Annotated in this window: 15 protein-coding genes; 7 read left to right on the plus strand and 8 right to left on the minus strand. The window is 69.2% G+C overall.

Annotated features, from left to right (window positions below; all coding sequences use genetic code 11):
* Positions 1-49: 49 nt before the first annotated feature.
* Together ACYVO6_RS01415 and ACYVO6_RS01420 are read right to left on the minus strand one after the other, a co-directional pair.
* Positions 50-898, minus strand: a complete 849-nt coding sequence (locus ACYVO6_RS01415) for a siderophore-interacting protein (protein WP_461056527.1) — start codon at positions 896-898, stop codon at positions 50-52.
* A 162-nt stretch (positions 899-1,060) separates the two neighbouring features.
* Complete coding sequence (locus tag ACYVO6_RS01420; RefSeq protein ID WP_461056717.1) at positions 1,061-2,008, minus strand: 5'-3' exonuclease; 948 nt, start codon at positions 2,006-2,008, stop codon at positions 1,061-1,063.
* A gap of 278 nt (positions 2,009-2,286) precedes the next feature.
* On the opposite strand from ACYVO6_RS01420, the gene ACYVO6_RS01425 reads away from it, so the two are divergent.
* The 7 genes from ACYVO6_RS01425 (at position 2,287) to ACYVO6_RS01455 (ending at position 11,683) form a co-directional block, all read left to right on the plus strand.
* Positions 2,287-3,375 (plus strand): quaternary amine ABC transporter ATP-binding protein, encoded by a 1,089-nt coding sequence (locus ACYVO6_RS01425; RefSeq protein WP_461056528.1) that lies wholly within the window; start codon positions 2,287-2,289, stop codon positions 3,373-3,375.
* The gene (locus tag ACYVO6_RS01430; protein WP_461056529.1) at positions 3,368-5,980 is read left to right on the plus strand and encodes an ABC transporter permease/substrate binding protein; all 2,613 of its coding nucleotides are present in this window, start codon (positions 3,368-3,370) and stop codon (positions 5,978-5,980) included. Before ACYVO6_RS01425 ends, ACYVO6_RS01430 begins: the two co-directional genes overlap by 8 nt.
* A 263-nt stretch (positions 5,981-6,243) precedes the next feature.
* On the plus strand, positions 6,244-6,807 hold the full coding sequence (locus ACYVO6_RS01435; RefSeq protein WP_461056530.1) for a helix-turn-helix domain-containing protein: 564 nt from the start codon (positions 6,244-6,246) through the stop codon (positions 6,805-6,807).
* On the plus strand, positions 6,804-7,505 hold the full coding sequence (locus ACYVO6_RS01440; RefSeq protein ID WP_461056531.1) for a helical backbone metal receptor: 702 nt from the start codon (positions 6,804-6,806) through the stop codon (positions 7,503-7,505). The genes ACYVO6_RS01435 and ACYVO6_RS01440 overlap by 4 nt, the downstream gene beginning before the upstream one ends.
* A 399-nt stretch (positions 7,506-7,904) precedes the next feature.
* Positions 7,905-8,840: a LysR family transcriptional regulator gene (locus ACYVO6_RS01445; RefSeq protein WP_461056532.1), complete on the plus strand. Its 936-nt coding sequence runs from the start codon at positions 7,905-7,907 to the stop codon at positions 8,838-8,840.
* 346 nt (positions 8,841-9,186) lie between these two features.
* Positions 9,187-10,734 carry an amino acid permease gene (locus tag ACYVO6_RS01450; protein WP_461056533.1) on the plus strand — a complete coding sequence of 516 codons (1,548 nt, stop codon included), beginning with the start codon at positions 9,187-9,189 and terminating at the stop codon, positions 10,732-10,734.
* Between the two features lie 4 nt (positions 10,735-10,738).
* Positions 10,739-11,683 (plus strand): RluA family pseudouridine synthase, encoded by a 945-nt coding sequence (locus ACYVO6_RS01455; protein ID WP_461056534.1) that lies wholly within the window; start codon positions 10,739-10,741, stop codon positions 11,681-11,683.
* Between the two features lie 7 nt (positions 11,684-11,690).
* On the opposite strand, the gene ACYVO6_RS01460 is transcribed toward ACYVO6_RS01455, so the two are convergent.
* From ACYVO6_RS01460 to ACYVO6_RS01485, 6 genes are all read right to left on the minus strand, one after another.
* Positions 11,691-13,196 carry a cytochrome P450 gene (locus tag ACYVO6_RS01460; RefSeq protein ID WP_461056535.1) on the minus strand — a complete coding sequence of 502 codons (1,506 nt, stop codon included), beginning with the start codon at positions 13,194-13,196 and terminating at the stop codon, positions 11,691-11,693.
* Positions 13,197-13,269: 73 nt separating this feature from the next.
* A complete protein-coding gene (locus ACYVO6_RS01465; RefSeq protein WP_189324006.1) occupies positions 13,270-13,890 on the minus strand; it encodes a GTP-binding protein in 621 nt (206 codons plus the stop codon).
* On the minus strand, positions 13,871-14,314 hold the full coding sequence (locus tag ACYVO6_RS01470) for a DUF742 domain-containing protein (RefSeq protein ID WP_461056536.1): 444 nt from the start codon (positions 14,312-14,314) through the stop codon (positions 13,871-13,873). Before ACYVO6_RS01470 ends, ACYVO6_RS01465 begins: the two co-directional genes overlap by 20 nt.
* The gene (locus ACYVO6_RS01475) at positions 14,311-14,718 is read right to left on the minus strand and encodes a roadblock/LC7 domain-containing protein (protein ID WP_033323402.1); all 408 of its coding nucleotides are present in this window, start codon (positions 14,716-14,718) and stop codon (positions 14,311-14,313) included. Before ACYVO6_RS01475 ends, ACYVO6_RS01470 begins: the two co-directional genes overlap by 4 nt.
* Positions 14,715-16,346 carry a sensor histidine kinase gene (locus ACYVO6_RS01480; RefSeq protein ID WP_461056537.1) on the minus strand — a complete coding sequence of 544 codons (1,632 nt, stop codon included), beginning with the start codon at positions 16,344-16,346 and terminating at the stop codon, positions 14,715-14,717. Before ACYVO6_RS01480 ends, ACYVO6_RS01475 begins: the two co-directional genes overlap by 4 nt.
* A gap of 298 nt (positions 16,347-16,644) precedes the next feature.
* Positions 16,645-17,268: a TetR/AcrR family transcriptional regulator gene (locus ACYVO6_RS01485; protein ID WP_461056538.1), complete on the minus strand. Its 624-nt coding sequence runs from the start codon at positions 17,266-17,268 to the stop codon at positions 16,645-16,647.
* Between the last annotated feature and the right edge of the window lie 97 nt (positions 17,269-17,365).

The raw sequence follows: 17,365 nt of genomic DNA on the forward strand, positions 1-17,365 counted from the left end.
AGCGGGACCTGTCCAAGAGCCATGGCCGAAGCTCACGTACGACGGAAACTCAGGAGGCTGCCGACCCGGCAGTCTCCTGTTCCGCTTCCACCTGCGCCTTCCAGTCCCGCTTGGCCGCCTGCCAGCCGTCCTCGTTGTGGCCGAGGCGCCAGTAACCAGAGATCGACAGGTCCTCGCGCGGGATCTGGCGCTCGACGCGCAGCAGTCGGCGCAGCTCCTTCACGAAGCCCGCCTCGCCGTGCACGAAGGCGCATACCCGGCCCTCCGGAAACTCCAGCGCCCGTACGGCCTCGACCAGCGCCTCGCCGATCGGCCGGTCGCCGCGGTGCAGCCAGACGACCTCCACGTCGGAGGCGATCTTCTGCTCCTCGTCCGGGCCCTCGATCTCGACGAAGGCGTACACCTTGGCGCCGTCGGGCATCGCCTCCAGGGAGGCGGCGATGGCGGGCAGCGCGCTCTCGTCCCCGGCCAGCAGATGCCAGTCGGCGTCGGCATCGGGCGCGTACGCCCCGCCGGGTCCCAGGAACCGTACGATCTCGCCCTGCTGGACCCGCATGGCCCACGGCCCGGCGAGACCCTCGTCGCCATGGATCACGAAGTCGAGCGTCAGCTCCCGCAGCTCGGGGTCCCAGGCACGCACCGTGTACGTACGCGTCACGGGCCACTGCTCGCGCGGGAACTCCTCGCGGATCCGGGCCATGTCGAAGGGCTCCGGATACGTCACACCCTCCGCCCCGAACAACAGCTTGACGTAGTGATCGGTGCTGCTGCCCGCGGAGAACTCGGCGAGGCCTTCGCCGCCGAGAACCACGCGCTGCATGTGCGGGGTGAGCCGCTCCGTGCGGACCACCCGCGCGGAGTGGGGCTTCGGAACCCTGCGTGCCGGACGCTCTGCCATGACGGCCTCCCGAAATGTACTAAGGCTTACCTAAGTTAGCACCTCCCTCTAGTTAACACCTCGCGCTCCATAAGTCGATGACCACGCTTGGGGTGTTGATGACCACATCTTTAGAAATGGCGCAAGCCTGGCCCGACAGGGTGAAGTGCACGCTGTTACGGCTCACGTTCCGAGCGTCACCAGCAGCCTCTGCAGTGAGCCGCCCAGCCCCCAGCGCACCGCGAGCTCCTCCAGGGCCGCCGGGTCGCGGGGCGCATTCGGCAGTGCCGTGTCCACCACCGGCAGTGGTACGTCGTCGGCCACCTTGACGACCTTGGGCGCGACAGCCACGTACGGCCGCGCCTCGTCGAGGCGTTTGCGCTGCGAGGGCGTGAGCTTCGCCTTCGGGTCGTCGACCGCCGCCATGATCCCGGCCAGGTCGCCGAACTCGGCCAGCAGCTTGGCGGCCGTCTTCTCGCCGATGCCCGGCACCCCCGGCAGCCCGTCGCTGGGGTCGCCGCGCAGCAGCGCCAGATCCGCGTACCCCGGACCGTCCACCCCGTACTTCTCGCGCAGCAGCGCCTCGTCCGTGAGCTGCATACTGCCCACGCCCTTGAGCGGATACAGCACCCGCACCTGCCGCTTGTCGTCGACCAGTTGGAACAGGTCGCGGTCGCCGGTGACGATGTCGACCGGGCCTGCGGCGCGGGCCGTGAACGTGCCGATCACATCGTCCGCCTCATACCCCTCGACCCCCACGCGGGCGATGCCCAGCGCGTCCAGGACCTCCTCGATGATGGGCACCTGGGGCGAGAGAGTGTCGGGCACCTCCTCCTCGTCCGGGCCCGCCTCGCGCTCCTCCGCGACGCGGTGCGCCTTGTAGGAGGGGATCAGGTCGACGCGCCACTGAGGCCGCCAGTCCGCGTCCATGCACGCCACGAGATCGTCCGGGTGGCGGTCCCGCACGAGCCGGTCGATGAATTCGAGCAGTCCCCGCACCGCGTTCACCGGTGTGCCGTCCGAGGCCTTCACGGAATCCGGGACTCCGAAATAGGCGCGGAAGTACAGCGAAGCGCTGTCGAGAAGCATGATTCGGCGAGAAGGCTGCGTCTGCTGCGTCACGCCAAGCATCATGCCGTACGGCACTGACAGTCACTGTCCGGAGCGGGCTGTCGGCGAAATGGAACACCGCTACTCGTCAAACGTAAACACCCTGTGAACTGGGGCACTCTTGCGTTTGGTCCAGACAAGTGGGGGCAGGTGCCGATCCGGAGCGAAGCCGGTCCCATTTTCAACCACACCTGACAAACAGGGAACAAAGGAGACCGGCCGAGCGGGCGGAACCCGCGTCGCTCCACGGCCCGCCGGCGGGGGAGGCGGGCCGTCTTCGTTCGACTTGAGAGGTACAAGTGTCATCCAGGCTGCAAGCCGAGCACCTTTACAAGGTGTTCGGCCGACGACCCGAGAAAGCGGTCGAGCGACTCCACAAGGGCGGTGACCGTGAGGAACTGCGTGCCGACGGCTCCACCGCCGCGGTGATCGACGCGTCCTTCACGGTCGAACCGGGCCAGACCTTCGTCGTCATGGGTCTGTCCGGGTCCGGCAAGTCCACGCTGCTGCGCATGCTCAACGGACTGCTGGAGCCCACCGCGGGAGAGGTGCTCTTCGACGGTCAGGACCTGACCGCGCTGAGCGACCGAGAGATGCGCGAGGTCCGCTCGAAGAAGATCAGCATGGTCTTCCAGCACTTCGCGCTGTTCCCGCACCGCAGCGTCCTCGAGAACGCCGCGTACGGCCTGGAGGTGCAGGGCGTACCGCGCGCCGAGCGCGAGATGCGCGCCACCGACGCCCTCGCCATGTGCGGACTGGGCGGCTGGGAGAAGTCCTGGCCCGACGAACTGTCCGGCGGTATGCAGCAGCGCGTGGGCCTGGCCCGGGCCCTGGCCACCGACGCCGACCTGCTCCTGATGGACGAGTCCTTCAGCGCCCTCGACCCGCTGATCCGCCGCGATATGCAGGACCAGCTGATCGAGCTCCAGAAGAAGCTCAAGAAGACCATCGTCTTCATCACCCACGACCTCAACGAGGCCATGCGCCTGGGCGACCGTATCGCCGTGATGCGCGACGGCCGCATCGTCCAGATCGGCACCGCCGAGGACATCCTGGTCCGCCCCGCAAACGATTACGTCGCCTCCTTCACCAAGGACGTCGACCGCTCCCGGGTGCTCACGGCCGACGCCGTCATGGACACGAACGTACGGGGCGACGAGGCGGACTGCGGCTGCGAGACCGCGCGGCCCGACAGCTCCTTCGTGGACCTCTGCGCGATCAGCGCCCGCGTCTCGCACTCGGTCGCGGTGCTCGACAAGAAGCAGAAGCTCGTCGGAGTCGTACCGCGGCAGCGGCTGATCGGCTTCCTCGGGGACGAACAGGGCGAGCCCAGGCCCTGTGACGCACCGCGTGACAAGGTTGTCAAGGTGGTGAAGACCGGTGCCTAGGATCCCCTTCGGCGACTGGGTCAACGACACGGTCGACTGGCTGCTCGAGCACATGGCGTGGCTCTTCGACTTCTTCAAGACCGTCTTCGAGGGCACGTACGACGGAATCAACGCCGTCCTGCAGGCCCCGGAGCCGCTCCTCCTCGCGGGCATCTTCGCCGTGATCGCGTTCTGGCTGCGCGGCACGTCCGCCGGTGTCCTCACCTTCGTGGGATTCGCCTTCATCGACTCCCTCGAACTGTGGGAGAACGCGATGGTGACCCTGTCGCTCGTCCTCGTGGCGACGATCATCGCGCTCGCCATCGCGGTACCCGTGGGCATCTGGGCGGCGCGCTCCGACCGGGTGAGCAACACGGTCCGGCCGGTGCTCGACTTCATGCAGACGCTGCCCGCGATGATCTACCTCATCCCGGCGATCCTGTTCTTCGGCACCGGCGCCCCCGCGGGCATCGTGGCCACCATGATCTTCGCGCTGGCGCCCGGCGTCCGGATGACGGAGCTGGGCATCCGCCAGGTCGACAAGGAACTGGTCGAGGCCGCCGACGCGTTCGGCACCACCCCCGGCAACACCCTGCTGCGTATCCAGTTGCCGCTGGCGCTGCCCACGGTCATGGCCGGCGTCAACCAGGTCATCATGCTGGGCCTGTCCATGGCCGCCATCGCGGGCATGGTCGGCGCCGGCGGACTCGGCGGCGACGTGAACGAGGCCCTCGGCCAGCTGAACGTCGGTCTGGGCTCCGAGGCCGGAGTCGCCATCGTCATCCTGGCGATCTACCTGGACCGTATGACCAGTTCGCTGGGCACCCAGGTCTCGCCGCTAGGCCGCCGCGCCCTCGCCAGGCTGCGCGCCGCGCAGGGCCTGAATATCTGGTCCTACCGTCCCCGGCCCGCCGTGGCCATGATCGGTGTCGTCGTGCTCGCTCTGGTCGCGGGCGGCATGGGCGTCTTCGGCGGTACGAACTCCGAGACCACCGCCGCCGACTCGTCGAACGTCGGCCAGGGCAAGAAGATCACCATTGGCTATATTCCGTGGGACGAGGGCGTCGCCTCCACCTTCCTGTGGAAGGAGATCCTTCAGGAACGCGGCTACCAGGTCGAGACGAAGCAGCTCGAGGCCGGCCCGATGTATACCTCGCTCGCCGGCGGCGACATCGACTTCCAGACGGACGCCTGGCTGCCGACCACCCACGAGCAGTACTGGACGAAGTACGGCAAGGAGCTCGAAGACCTGGGCTCCTGGTACGGACCGACGTCCCTGGAGCTGAGCGTGCCCTCCTACATGAAGGGCATCGACTCCATGGAGGACCTCAAGGGCAAGGCCTCGGAATTCGGCGGCAAGATCACCGGCATCGAGTCCAGCGCCGGAATGATGAGCCTGCTCAAGAGCAAGGTCCTCAAGGATTACGGCCTCGACAAGGAGTACAAGGTCGTCGACAGCTCCACGCCCGCCATGCTGGCCGAGCTGAAGCGCGCGTACGCCAAGCAGGAGCCCATCGTCGTCACGCTGTGGTCGCCGCACTGGGCGTACAACGACTACAAGCTGACGAAGCTCAAGGACCCGAAGGGCGCCTGGGGCAAGGGCGACGGGGTGCACACGGTCTCCCGCAAGGGCTTCACCGAGGACAACCCGGTCGTCGGCCAGTGGCTGAAGAACTTCAAGATGACCGAGAAGCAGCTCACCAGCCTCGAGGCGGAGATCAACAAGGCGGGCGAGGGCAAGCAGCCGCAGGCCGTGAAGGCCTGGCTGAAGTCGAATCCCGGCGTCGTCGACAAGCTGGCCCCGGTCGAGAACTCCACGGGCGGCGACCTGGCGGAGGCGAAGCGTCCGGTGGACGTCGCCTTCTTCCCCTGGGACGAGAACGTCGCCGTCACCTACCTGTGGAAGAACGTCCTGGCCCGCCGCGGCTACACGCTGAACCTCAAGCAGATGGACGTCGGCCCGGTCTACACGGGCCTGTCCACCGGCGACATCGACGTCAACTTCGACGCGTGGCTGCCGTACGCCCAGGCGAACTACTGGGACAAGTACAAGGCCAACCTGAGAGACCTGGGCACCTGGTACCAGCCGACCTCGCTGGAGCTCGCCGTGCCCTCGTACGTGAAGGACGTCAAGTCCCTGGCGGACCTCAAGGGCAAGGCGGACACCTTCGGCGGCAAGATCATCGGCATCGAGCCGGGCACCGGCGAGATGAACCTGCTCAAGAAGGACGTCCTGCCGGGCTACGGCCTGGACAAGGAGTACGAGGTCGTCGACGGCTCCACGCCCGCCATGCTGGCCGAGCTGAAGCGCGCGTACGCCAAGAAGGAGCCGATCATCGCCGTCCTGTGGTCCCCGCACTGGGCCTACAGCGAGTACGAGCTGACCAAGCTGTCGGACGAGAAGAAGCTGTTCGGTGAGGGGAACACGATCCGTACGATCACCAACAAGGCGTTCCCGGACCAGTACCCGCAGCTCACGAAGTGGATCAAGAACTTCAAGATGAGCGAGGAGGAACTCGGCACCCTGGAGGCCGAGATCAAGGACCGCGGCCAGGGCAACGAGGAGGAGGCCGTCGCCGCGTGGCTGAAGGAGCACCCGGACATGGTGAGCCGGATGACTCCGTAGCCATGCGGTAGTACGGCAGCAGTCGGCCGAGGGGTGGGCTTCGCCCGCCGGGACCGTGCGGTTCCGGTGCGGCGAAAGCCCACCCCTTTGTTTACGGCCTTGTGACGGGCGCATGAAACGGTTTGCCGAACGTGCGTAGGGTGCAAACAAAACATCGGGAGACATTGGCTCGTACGTCCCTCGTACGTAGTACCTCGTATGTACGAAGACCGGGCCGTCACCGAGCCGTCCGCACCGACGACGCACAGGAGGGAGCCGAAGCGATGGACGACAACAAAGATGCCCTTCGGGTGGGCGCGGCCGTCCGGCGGCGGCGCCGGGCACTGGAGCTCACCCTCGCCGTCGTCGCTGAGCGCAGCGGACTGTCGGTACCGTTCCTGAGCCAGGTCGAGAACGAACGGGCCCGGCCCAGCATGCGCTCCCTCCAGCGCGTCGCCGACGCCCTCGGGACGACCTGCGTCGAACTCCTCGCCGCCGCCGACCCGGCGCGCAGCGTAGACGTGGTGCGCGCCGACGACTCCGAGTTCACCCACGAGCCCCTCGTGCGCCCCCTGGTGCGCGGTCACCACCAGTTGCACGCCATGGAGTTCAGCGGTGACCACGACGCGGGCCGCGAATTCCAGCACCGCAACGACGAGTTGATGTACGTCGCGGACGGCGCCGTCGAGGTCGAGGCGGAGGGCCGCGCGTACCGGCTGGGGCGCGGCGACACGCTGTACATGACCGGTGGCGTACGGCACCGGTGGCGGGCGACCGTGCCGGACACCCGCGTACTGGTCGTGGCGGTCGCGGACCACATCGAGGCGGCGGAGGACGCACAGCGGTGAGGGTGGTGTCCCTTGTGCCATCCCTCACGGAGGCCGTGGCCGTGACTGCGCCGGGCGTGCTGGCCGGGGCGACGGACTGGTGCGCTCACCCCGTCGATCTCGATGTCGTACGGATCGGGGGCACGAAGAACCCCGACGTCGAGCGGATCGTGCGGCTCGCGCCCGACCTCGTGATCGCCAACGAGGAGGAGAACCGAGAGCCGGATCTGACCGCCCTGCGGGAAGCGGGGCTCGAGGTGCTGGTGACCGAGGTGCGGGATGTGCCGCAGGCGTTTCGTGAGCTGGAGCGGGTGCTTGGGGCATGCGGGGTTCGGGGTCGGCCCCGGTGGCTGGACGAGGCGGAGGCGGTCTGGGCGGACCTGCCGGTGCCGGAGCACCGCCTCCGTGCGGTCGTGCCGATCTGGCGGCGGCCGTGGATGGTGCTCGGCCGGGACACCTTCGCGGGTGACGTACTGGCGCGGCTGGGCGTGGACAACGTGTACGCGACGCACCCGGAGCGCTATCCGCGCGTGCCCATCGAGGAGTTGAGGTCCGCGGAGTACGTCGTGCTGCCGGACGAGCCGTACCGGTTCACGGCCGAGGACGGCCCCGAGGCGTTCGAGGGCCGGCCCTGCGCGCTGGTCAGCGGGCGGCATCTCACTTGGTACGGCCCTTCGTTGGTGGCGGCGCCGACTGTGCTTGGCAACTCCATCGGTTGAGCAGGTTCCCAAAGAGCCCGCACCCCAACGCACCCGCACCCTCCCACCGGCGGGAGGGGCCGTGGGCCGGTGCGTCGTATGCCCGTCGCTTAGGTTCTGTCTCAGGCCACCAGGACCGTGTACCAGCAAAGGGCCGTATGCCCGGCCTGCGACGGGCTGACGCACCGGCCCACGGCCCCGCACCCACCACCCACCCAGGGGCGCGGGGAACGGCGCGACCAGCCACCACGCACCCGCACCTGAAAACGAACCCAACCGCCCAACCGCCGGAGGCACCCCGCGGGGAACGGCGCGACCAGCCACAACGAACCCGCACAAGACAACGAACCCAACCCGCCCAACCGCCGGAGGCCAGGTGCGAGCCCCTTGGGGCTTGGCGCTCCCACATAGAGTGGGCTTATGAGTGCGGCTGAACAGGAGTTTTCCGGGTTCGCCGGCGGGCTTGCCCGCCGGGTCCCCGAGCTCGGGGCGTTGGAGTTGCTGCTTGCTGTGGCGCGGCTGGGGAGTCTGGGGCGGGCGGCGCGGGAGTTGGGGATCACGCAACCGGCGGCCAGCAGCCGGATCCGGTCGATGGAGCGGCAGTTGGGCGTGGCTCTGGTGGACCGTTCGCCCACGGGGTCGCGGCTCACGGACGCCGGTGCGCTGGTGACGGACTGGGCGCGGCGGATCGTGGAGGCGGCGGAGGCGTTCGATGCCGGTGCGCAGGCGTTGCGTGACCGGCGGGACTCGAGGTTGCGGGTGGCCGCGAGCATGACGATCGCGGAGTATCTGCTGCCGGGGTGGCTGATCGCGCTGCGCGCCCAGCGTCCGGACACGGCCGTGTCGTTGCACGCCGGGAACTCCGCTGTCGTGGCCGAGCGGCTTCTCGCCGACGAGGCCGATCTCGGCTTCGTGGAGGGGCTGTCCGTGCCGACCGGCCTCGACTCGGCGGTCATCGCCCACGACCGGCTGATCGTGGTGACGGCGCCCGGGCATCCGTGGGCGCGGCGGCGTCGGCCGCTCGAGGCGACGGAGCTGGCGGCGACGCCGCTGATCCTTCGCGAGAAGGGTTCCGGGACGCGTCAGGTGCTGGACGCGGCGCTCGGAGGGCTCGCTCGGCCGTTGATCGAGCTCTCGTCCACTACGGCGGTGAAGGCTTCCGCGGTGAGCGGTGCGGGGCCGGCGGTTCTGAGCGAGCTCGCTCTCGGCGAGGAGCTTTCGGCTCGCCGCCTCGTCTCGATCCCTGTGGCGGACGTGCGCCTCAGCCGGGCGCTTCGCGCGGTGTGGCCGATGGGGCATCGGCCTGCGGGGCCGGCGCGGGATCTTCTGTCGCTGACGGTCGCCTCTGGCGGTTGAGGGGGTGGGTTCGTGGGTGTTCGGGTTCGTCTTCGGCTACGGGTTCGTGGTGGCTGGTCGCTCCCACGCGACGGAGCCGCAAATTGAGACAGCCCCGCACCCCTTGCAGGACACCATCGTGCACACCGACGCAGCACAACTAGGCACGCTTTGAGCTGAGTTGAGCCTCTTCGCCCTGAATGCTGCCCACGAGCGACTCGGAGCCGCCCGCAAGAGCGTGAGGACTTCGGCCCGTGGCAGACATGGCCGCGTCATGCGAGCGAAACAGCCGCTGCCTAATTTCTGTCGCCCGACAGGAATTCCGCGCTCCCCATTCCGCTCCCCTGTGCCCAAGGCAGGTGCCGCCGTGACGACGACCGTCTCCTCCGACGTCCATTCCGAGCCACCGGACTCCTCCGGCGACGGCTCCCTCGCCGAGTTCGGCTACCGCCAGGAGCTGCATCGCAGCCTGGGCCGCTATGCCTCGTTCGCCGCCGGGTTCTCCTTCATCTCGGTGCTGACGACCGTCTTCCAGTTCTTCGCGTTCGGCTACACCTTCGGCGGCCCGGTGTTCTTCTGGGCCTGGCCGGCCGTGCTGATCGGCCAGTTGCTGGTGGCCGCGTGCTTCGCGGAGCTTGCCGCGCGCTATCCGATCTCCGGTGCCATCTACCAGTGGTCGTCCCGGCTCTCCAACCTCACCTTCGGCTGGTTCGCCGGCTGGATCATGGTGATCGGGCAGATCGTGGTGGTCGCTGCCGCGGCGCTCGCCCTGCAGATGGTGCTGCCCGCGATCTGGTCCGGCTTCCAGCTGATCGGCGACGACCCGGCGCCGACGTCGGCGAGCGGCGCGGCCAACGCGGCACTGTTCGGCGTGCTCCTGCTGGTCCTGACGACCTTCGTGAACGTCATCGACATCCGTGTGATGTCCCTGATCAACCGCGTAGGCGTCACCGCGGAGATCATCGGCGCCGTCCTCATCATCGTGCTCCTGCTCACCCACTCCGAGCGCTCCCCCGGCATCACATTCCACACCGGAACGGCCGCCCAGTCCGGCCTGTTCGGGGCGCTGCTGGTGGGTTCGTTCGCGGCGGCGTACGTGATGATCGGCTTCGACAGCGCGGGTGAGATGAGCGAGGAGACGCATCATCCGCGGCGTACCGCGCCCCGTACGATCCTCACCGCGCTCGGTGCGGCCGGCCTGCTCGGCGGACTGATCATCCTCGGCGGTCTGCTGGCCGCGCCCAGCCTGACCGACGGCCGGCTCGGCGTCGAGGGCCTGAGTTACGTCCTGACCAGCAGCCTGGGCGACGGGGTGGGCCGGCTGCTGCTCGCCGATGTGGTGGTGGCCATCGCGGTGGCGACCCTCGCGATCCAGACGTCGGCCTGCCGCATGCTGTTCTCGATGGCTCGCGACGGCCAGCTGCCGTTCTCCCGACGGCTCGCGAAGGTCAACCCGCGCACCGGAATGCCGAGCGCGCCCGCCCTGGTCGTCGGCGTCCTCGCCGCGGCCCTCCTGCTCCTCAACTTCGCCTCGCCGGAGGCATTCCTCGCCATCGGCACCACCTGCATCGTGATGCTCTATCTCGCGTACGCGATGGTGACCGGACCGCTCCTCTGGCAGCGCCTGCGTGGCAACTTCGCCGCCGAAGGAGCCGCAGGCACTGACGAAACGGGCCGCCCGTACTTCTCCCTCGGCCGCTGGGGCGTCCCCGTCAACGCACTCGCCCTGCTCTACGGCCTGTTCATGACGATCAACCTCGCCTGGCCCCGCGCGGAGGTGTACGACCCGGCGGGCGGGCACTGGTACTTCCAGTGGTTCACGGTGCTGTTCCTCGGCGTGACGCTCGTCCTCGGTGGCGCGTATCGGGTGTACAAGGCGCGTACGACGGTCGCGGAGGCCGCTGCGTACGCTTGACCAGGTGAGACGTAGGAAACGGATTCCGCCCGCTCCCCTGCCGCAGCGTGAGGGGGTGGATCCGGTGCGGGTGCGGTTGCCGGTCGAGGGGGCGTGGGGCACCGTGCGGGAGCATCTGGTGGAGCGGCTCGCGGCGGGGGCCGGGGTGATCGACGGGATGCTCGACGCGGGGCTGATCGTCGGGGCGGACGGGCGGGCGGTGGCGGCCGACGCGGCGTATGTGCCGGGGATGTTCGTGTGGTTCCACCGGGAGCTGCCGGACGAGGTGCCGGTGCCGTTCGGCCTTGATGTGGTGTATCGCGACGAGCGCATCGTCGTGGTCGACAAGCCGCACTTCCTGGCCACGACGCCGCGCGGCAGTCATGTCGCCGAGACGGCTCTCGCGCGGCTGCGGCGGGAGCTGGGCATTCCCACACTCACGGCCGCGCACCGGCTCGACCGGCTCACGGCCGGGCTGGTGCTGTTCACGGTGCGGCCCGAGGAACGCGGCGCGTATCAGTCGCTGTTCCGCGACCGCCTCGTACGCAAGGAGTACGAGGCGGTGGCACCGTACCGGGAGTCGCTGACGCTGCCGCGCACCGTGCGCAGCCGGATCGAGAAGGAGCGCGGGGTGCCGGCCGCCCGTGAGGTGCCGGGCGAGCCGAACGCCGTGACCTTGATCGAGCTGGTCGGGCACCGCGACGGACGCGCCCGCTACCGGCTGCTGCCCCGCACCGGTCAGACCCACCAGCTGCGGGTGCACATGAACGCGCTGGGTGTGCCGATCCTCGGCGATCCCCTCTACCCGGTGGTGACCGGCCCCGTACCGGCCGGTGACTTCCGGCGCCCGCTCCAACTGCTGGCGCGGGTGCTGGAGTTCACCGATCCGGTCACGGGGCGCAGCCACTCGTTCGTGAGCGGCCGGACGCTGGGGGCGTGGTCCGCGTACGAGAACTGGGCCGCTCGGTGACGCCTCGTCAGTAGCCGCGCCACCAGCGGACGAAGCGCTGCCAGGCGCCGAGGCGGCGCTCGGGGCCCGCGGGCGGAGCCACGGCCTCGGACTCGGGCTGGGGAGTCGCAGGCCGCGGTGCCGGGGCGGGTTCGGACGGCGGGGCGGGTGTGGTGACCTGCCAGTCCGCACGCGGCCGCTGGTCAGCGGGATGTGCGCCGGGCTGTTGCGTGTCGTCCTGCGGCGGCTTCGCCATGAACGTCACCGGGAGCTCCACCAGGTGCCGGGAGGAGATGGACGTGGTCCAGCGCAACTCGTGTTCCTCGCAGGCGAGTCGGACGTCCGGCAGCCGCATCAGGAGCGCGTCGACGCCGACGTCGGCGATGGCGCGGCCGATGTCCTGGCCCGGGCATTCGTGCGGGCCGCTGCCGAAGGCGAGGTGCGAGCGGTTGCCCTGCATGTTGGCCGTGAGGTCCGGGCGGACGCGCGGGTCGACGTTGCCGGGTGCGATCCCGAGCAGCAGCCCGTCGCCCTTGCGGATGCACTGACCGCCCAACTCGGTTTCCTGCTTGGCGAAGTAGCCCAGGACGGCGCTGAACGGCGGCTCGTCCCACAGGGACTGCTCGACCGCCTCGGGCACCGTCATCTGGCCGCCGTTGAGCTGGGCGCGGAAGCGCGGGTCGGTGAGCACCATGCGCAGCACATTGGAGATGAGGTTGGCGGTGGCCTCGTACGCGGCGATCAGTACGAGACGCAGGTGCTGCGCCACCTCGTCGTCGGTGAGCGCTGCCGGATGCCTGATGAGGTGGCTGGTGAAGTCGTCCTGGGGCTGGGCACGACGGCGGATGGTGAGCCGGTTCAGGGCGCCCATGACGTACTCGTTGCTGGCGATCGCGGTCTCGGTGCCCCTGATCATGTCGCGGGCGGAGTGCACCATGCGGTCGTTGTACTCCTCGGGCATGCCGAGGATCTCGCACAGCACGGCCATCGGGAGGTGCTCGGCGAACTGGCTGACCAGGTCGGCGTTGCCGTCCTCGCAGAAGCGGTTGACCAGGCGCTGCGTCGAGCGGTTGATGGAGCGGCGGATGCCACGGTGGTCGATGGTCGACATGGCGCCCACGACGGCCCCGCGCAACCGCAGGTGCTCGTCGCCCTCGGCCATGGCGCAGATGGGCTGCCAGGCGAAGAGGGGCATGAGCGGGTGATCGGGGCCCGCTGTGCCGTCCCGGAGGGGGTTCCAGATGCGGCTGTCGCGGGTGTACTGCGAGGGGGTGCGGACCATGTGCAGGTTCTCGGTGTGGCCGAGCACCACCCAGATCGGCACGTCGTTGTGGAGCAGCGCGGGGGCGACGTTGCCGTGTTCGGCGCGGAGTTTCTCGTACAGGGCCCCCAGGTCCTCCGCCTCGGGGCCGTACAGGCGGCGCAGTCCGCCGGGGCCCATGCCGTGGGCCGGGCAGCCCGGCGGCGGGCCGGGCGTGGAGTCGTACATACCGGGGTCGTCCATACCGGTTCGGGAGTGGGGTTCAGGCGTCACGGTGGTCGCTTTCGAAGCTGGGGTCGAATTCGAAGCTGAAGTGGTGTCGTTGGCTTGGCAGTTGACGGGCAGATCAGGCGGACGCGGAGGCCATGGCGATCGAGTGCAGGAAGCGCATCAGGGTCATCAGCACGTCACGACTGGAGGCCCTGCGGCGCGCGTCGCACTTCACGATGGGGATCTCCTCGGGAAGGTCGAGTGCTGCGCGCAGGTCCTCCATGGGGTAACGGGGCGCGTCCGGGAAGTCGTTGACGGCGACGACGAACGGCACCCCGCGCTCCTCCAGGCGGCCGATGACGTCGAAGCTGACTTCCAGGCGCCGGGTGTCGATCAGTACGACCGCGCCCAGGGCGCCCTCGAACAGGCCGTTCCACAGGAACCAGAAGCGCTCCTGGCCGGGGGTGCCGAACAGGTACAGCACCAGCTGTTCGGTGATGCTGATGCGGCCGAAGTCCATGGCCACGGTGGTGGCCGTCTTGCTCTCCGAGCCGTAGTTGTCGTCGACTCCGACGCCGGCCTGCGTCATGGTCTCCTCCGTGGTCAGCGGCCTGATCTCGCTGACGGAGCCCACCATGGTCGTCTTGCCGACGCCGAAACCACCCACGATCACGATCTTCACGGCGGCCTGCGCCGTGTGCGGAAGATGGTCCTCGGCGCGAGGGCCCGTGATGGTGTCAGAGCTTTTGAAGTCCATGCATCACCGCTTCGAGGAGGGAACGGTCGGGCAGCTCCGAGCGGACGATCGGGGCGCGCGCCTGTACCAGTTCGGCCGCCAGCAGCTCCGTCAGCAGTACGGTCACCACGCTGAACGGCAGATTGAGATAGGCCGAGAGCTCGGCCACGGACAGAGGGGTCCTGCAGAGCTGGAGCAGTGCCGACTGTTCCGGCTGGGCGGTGGGCGGTGGCGCGTCGTCACTCGCCACGATGAGGGTCACCAGGTCGAGCGGGGCACGATCGCCGTCCTCGACCTGGCCGGTGAGGATGTACAGCCTCCCCGGCTGGTTCGTCTCGCCCTGCCCCTCTCGTATCGTCGGCACCTGTGCCGGGTCCGGGATCTGCTCGGGACTGTGCTCCGGCGGTTCCTTGGGGAAGCGCCGTCGTCGTTGCGGAGGAGTCATACGGCCGTCCCGTTCCGCCGGGGCGGACTCGTCAGGTGGGCGCCGATCCGTACGACGAGGTCGCGCATGCGGTTGCTCATGAGCCCGGCGTCGACGGTCTCGTCCGCGAGGACGGCGAGATAGGCGCCCGGGCCCGCGGCCATCATGTAGAAGTAGCCGCCGTGGATCTCGATGATCACCATCCGCATCCGGCCGTCGGTGTCCGGGATCTCGGTGGCGACAGCCGCGGCCAGGCTCTGCAGTCCGGCGCAGGCCGCGGCGATGCGGTCGGCGGCGTCGGGATCACCGCCGTACCGGGCGATGCGCAGGCCGTCGGCGGAGAGCACGACGACCTGCCGGGTCCCTTGCACCCCGTCGGACAGCTCCTTGAGCATCCAGTCGAAGTTGGCTCGCTGCTGGATCACTTGAGGTCCCCCTCGTCGTCGGCCTCGGCAGGGGCCGGAGTGTTCTTCGCGCCTGGTGTCTTGTCCTGGTCGTCCTGGTCGTCGTTTCCGCCCTTCAGGCCGGCCATGAACGCCTCGACCCACAGTCCGGGTTCGGGTTCGTCCTTCTTCGGCTCGGGCTGCGCCGCGGTGGAGGAGGCGGACCAGTCGATGACGGGGCGGCCGGCCTTGCGCGCGGCCTCCGCCTCCGCCTCGGCCGCCCGGGCCTCGGCCACCCGCTGGCTGAACGGGATCTTGACCCGGCTGCGGCGCTGCGGCAGACCGTTCGCCGTCCACTCGGTCACCTCGGGGACGTCGTCCTCCATCGCGGCCACCGAGTCGGGGACGTGGGGGCCTGTGGTGGGACGGCGCCGCTTGGGCTTGCGCTCCGGTCCCTCGACACCGCCGAAGTCCACCTTGGGTACGGAGGAGGCGCCGATGCCGTGGGCGAGGCCGGAGGCGGGGTCGGTTTCCTCGGTGAGCATGTCGCGGGGCACGACGATCACGGCGCGCACCCCGCCGTACGCGGACTGCCGCAGCGAGACCTGCATCTTGTACATCTGCGTGAGGCGACCCACGACGGCCATGCCGAGCCGCGGCGCCTCGCCGAGGTCGTTGAGGTCGATACCGATCTGGGCCTTCTCGAGCATGCCCTCGGCCCGGCGGCGCGCATCCTCGCTGAGGCTGACGCCGGCGTCCTCGATCTCGATGGCGACACCGGTCTGCACCTCGACGGCGGTGACGTGCACCTTGGTCTGCGGCGGCGAGTAGCGCGTGGCGTTGTCGAGGAGTTCGGCGGCGGCGTGGATGACCGGTTCGACCGACGGGCCGTTGACGTTGACCTTGGCGATGGAGTGCAGCTCGATGCGCCGGTACTCCAGGATCCGGGACATGGCACCGCGCAGCACGCTGTAGAGCGGCACGGGCTTGGGCCATACGCGGCCCGGGCGGGAGCCGCCGAGCACGGCGATGGAGTCGGCGAGGCGGCCGATCAGCGCGGTGCCGTGGTCGATGCGCAGCAGGTCGTCGAAGACCTCGGGGTTGCGCCCGTGGTCCTCCTCCATCTCGCGCAGTTCCTTGTTCTGCTGGTGGACGATCGCCTGGACACGCCGGGCGATATTGACGAAGGCGCGCTGCGAAGCGTCGCGCATCGCTTCCTCGTGGTCCACGATCGACAGCAGGATGCGCAGCAACTCGCGTTGGGACTCGGGGAGTTCCCGGACGGCGGGGTCCGCCTCGGCGGTTTTACGGATCGCCTCGTCGGGGGAATCGCCACTGCGCAGCCGGTACAGCGCGGCGGGCAGCAGCTCCTTGCCGAGGTGGAAGATCTCGTCGTCCTGGGCGGCGATGCGCCGGTCCAAGTAGGCCGTACGGCGCGCGAGCTCGGCGCGGACGGCACGGACGAGGCGCCCGCGGCGGACCGCTTCGGCCGCGGTCGCGATCACCAGGAGCGTCGCGATGCCTCCGCACCAGCCGACGGCGACCCGGGCCGCTTCCGCGACCAGGGCGACGGCGGCTCCGGACGCCGCGGCCATCAGTATGGCCGGCAGCAACAGCACGCGGGCGTAAGGAAGTTCACGGCCAACGGGAGGCGATTGAACACTCACCATGTATGCCCTCTAAGACAAATCGGCTGGGGATCTGGGGGGAGTTCTCTGGATCTTCAGAACATTGGGGAACAAGCGCACGAATACGCCGCAACTCGGGGCGCTGCGGGCGAGCTTAGTCCGACCAGATCATCGCCAAGTCATATTCAGCAAGCGCCTGAAATCGCCCGCGCGGCAGGAGTACGCTCGGCCTCATTTATACGCTCGGGCACTATTCGAACACGATGCGTCACCGCGCACGAGCGCACGAAAACCCCTCATCAGAAGGGGTGAGGCCCGACTCGCCGAGGCGAATTCCGGCTCAGATTCCCGCGATTCGCAGCGCCGCGTCCGCGGTGGCTTCGGCGAAGGCCGAGACGGGTCGGTCGGGGTCGGAGCGGTGGACCAGGATGACGCCCTCGATGAGCCCGAACACCAGGTCCGTCCGCAGATCCAGCTCACTCTTGACGAGCGCGCCGCCCGCCTCGGTCGCGGCGATCAACTGCCGGTAGGTGTCCTTGAGTTCGGCCCGTACGGCATGGAAGCCGGCGAAGCGTTCGGCGCGCACCTCGGGCAGCAGATAGAGCCCGCCGAGGTTGTGCGGACCCCCGCAGAGCAGCTCGACGTCCGTGCGGCACAGGTCCCACAGCCGGCCCTCGGCCGGAGTCATGTCCTCGGCGAGGAGCTCCCGGGCGAAGGTCAGCGAGGGGGTGACGGTGGACTCCAGGAGCTCGGCGAGCAGCTCCTCCTTGCCGGAGACGTAGTGGTACATCGACGCCTGGCGCATGCCCGCCCGCTCGGCGACGGCCCGGGTGGTCGTGGCCGCGTACCCACGCGTCGTGAACAACTCCGCGGCGGCGGCGAGCAGTTCGTCACGCGGCGAGAGACCGCTGTCCGGTCGTCGCTCGGCCCGTGGCCTGCCCACTCGTCGTCCGCTGGTGCCCATGTCTTCGATCGTCGCACACGGCCCCGGACGGCGATCTCGGTGAGACATCGGTAACGGGGCGGCAACGCCCGGGCAACGGCACCGACCCGCACGGCTC

This window comes from Streptomyces pseudoechinosporeus (assembly GCF_054783935.1).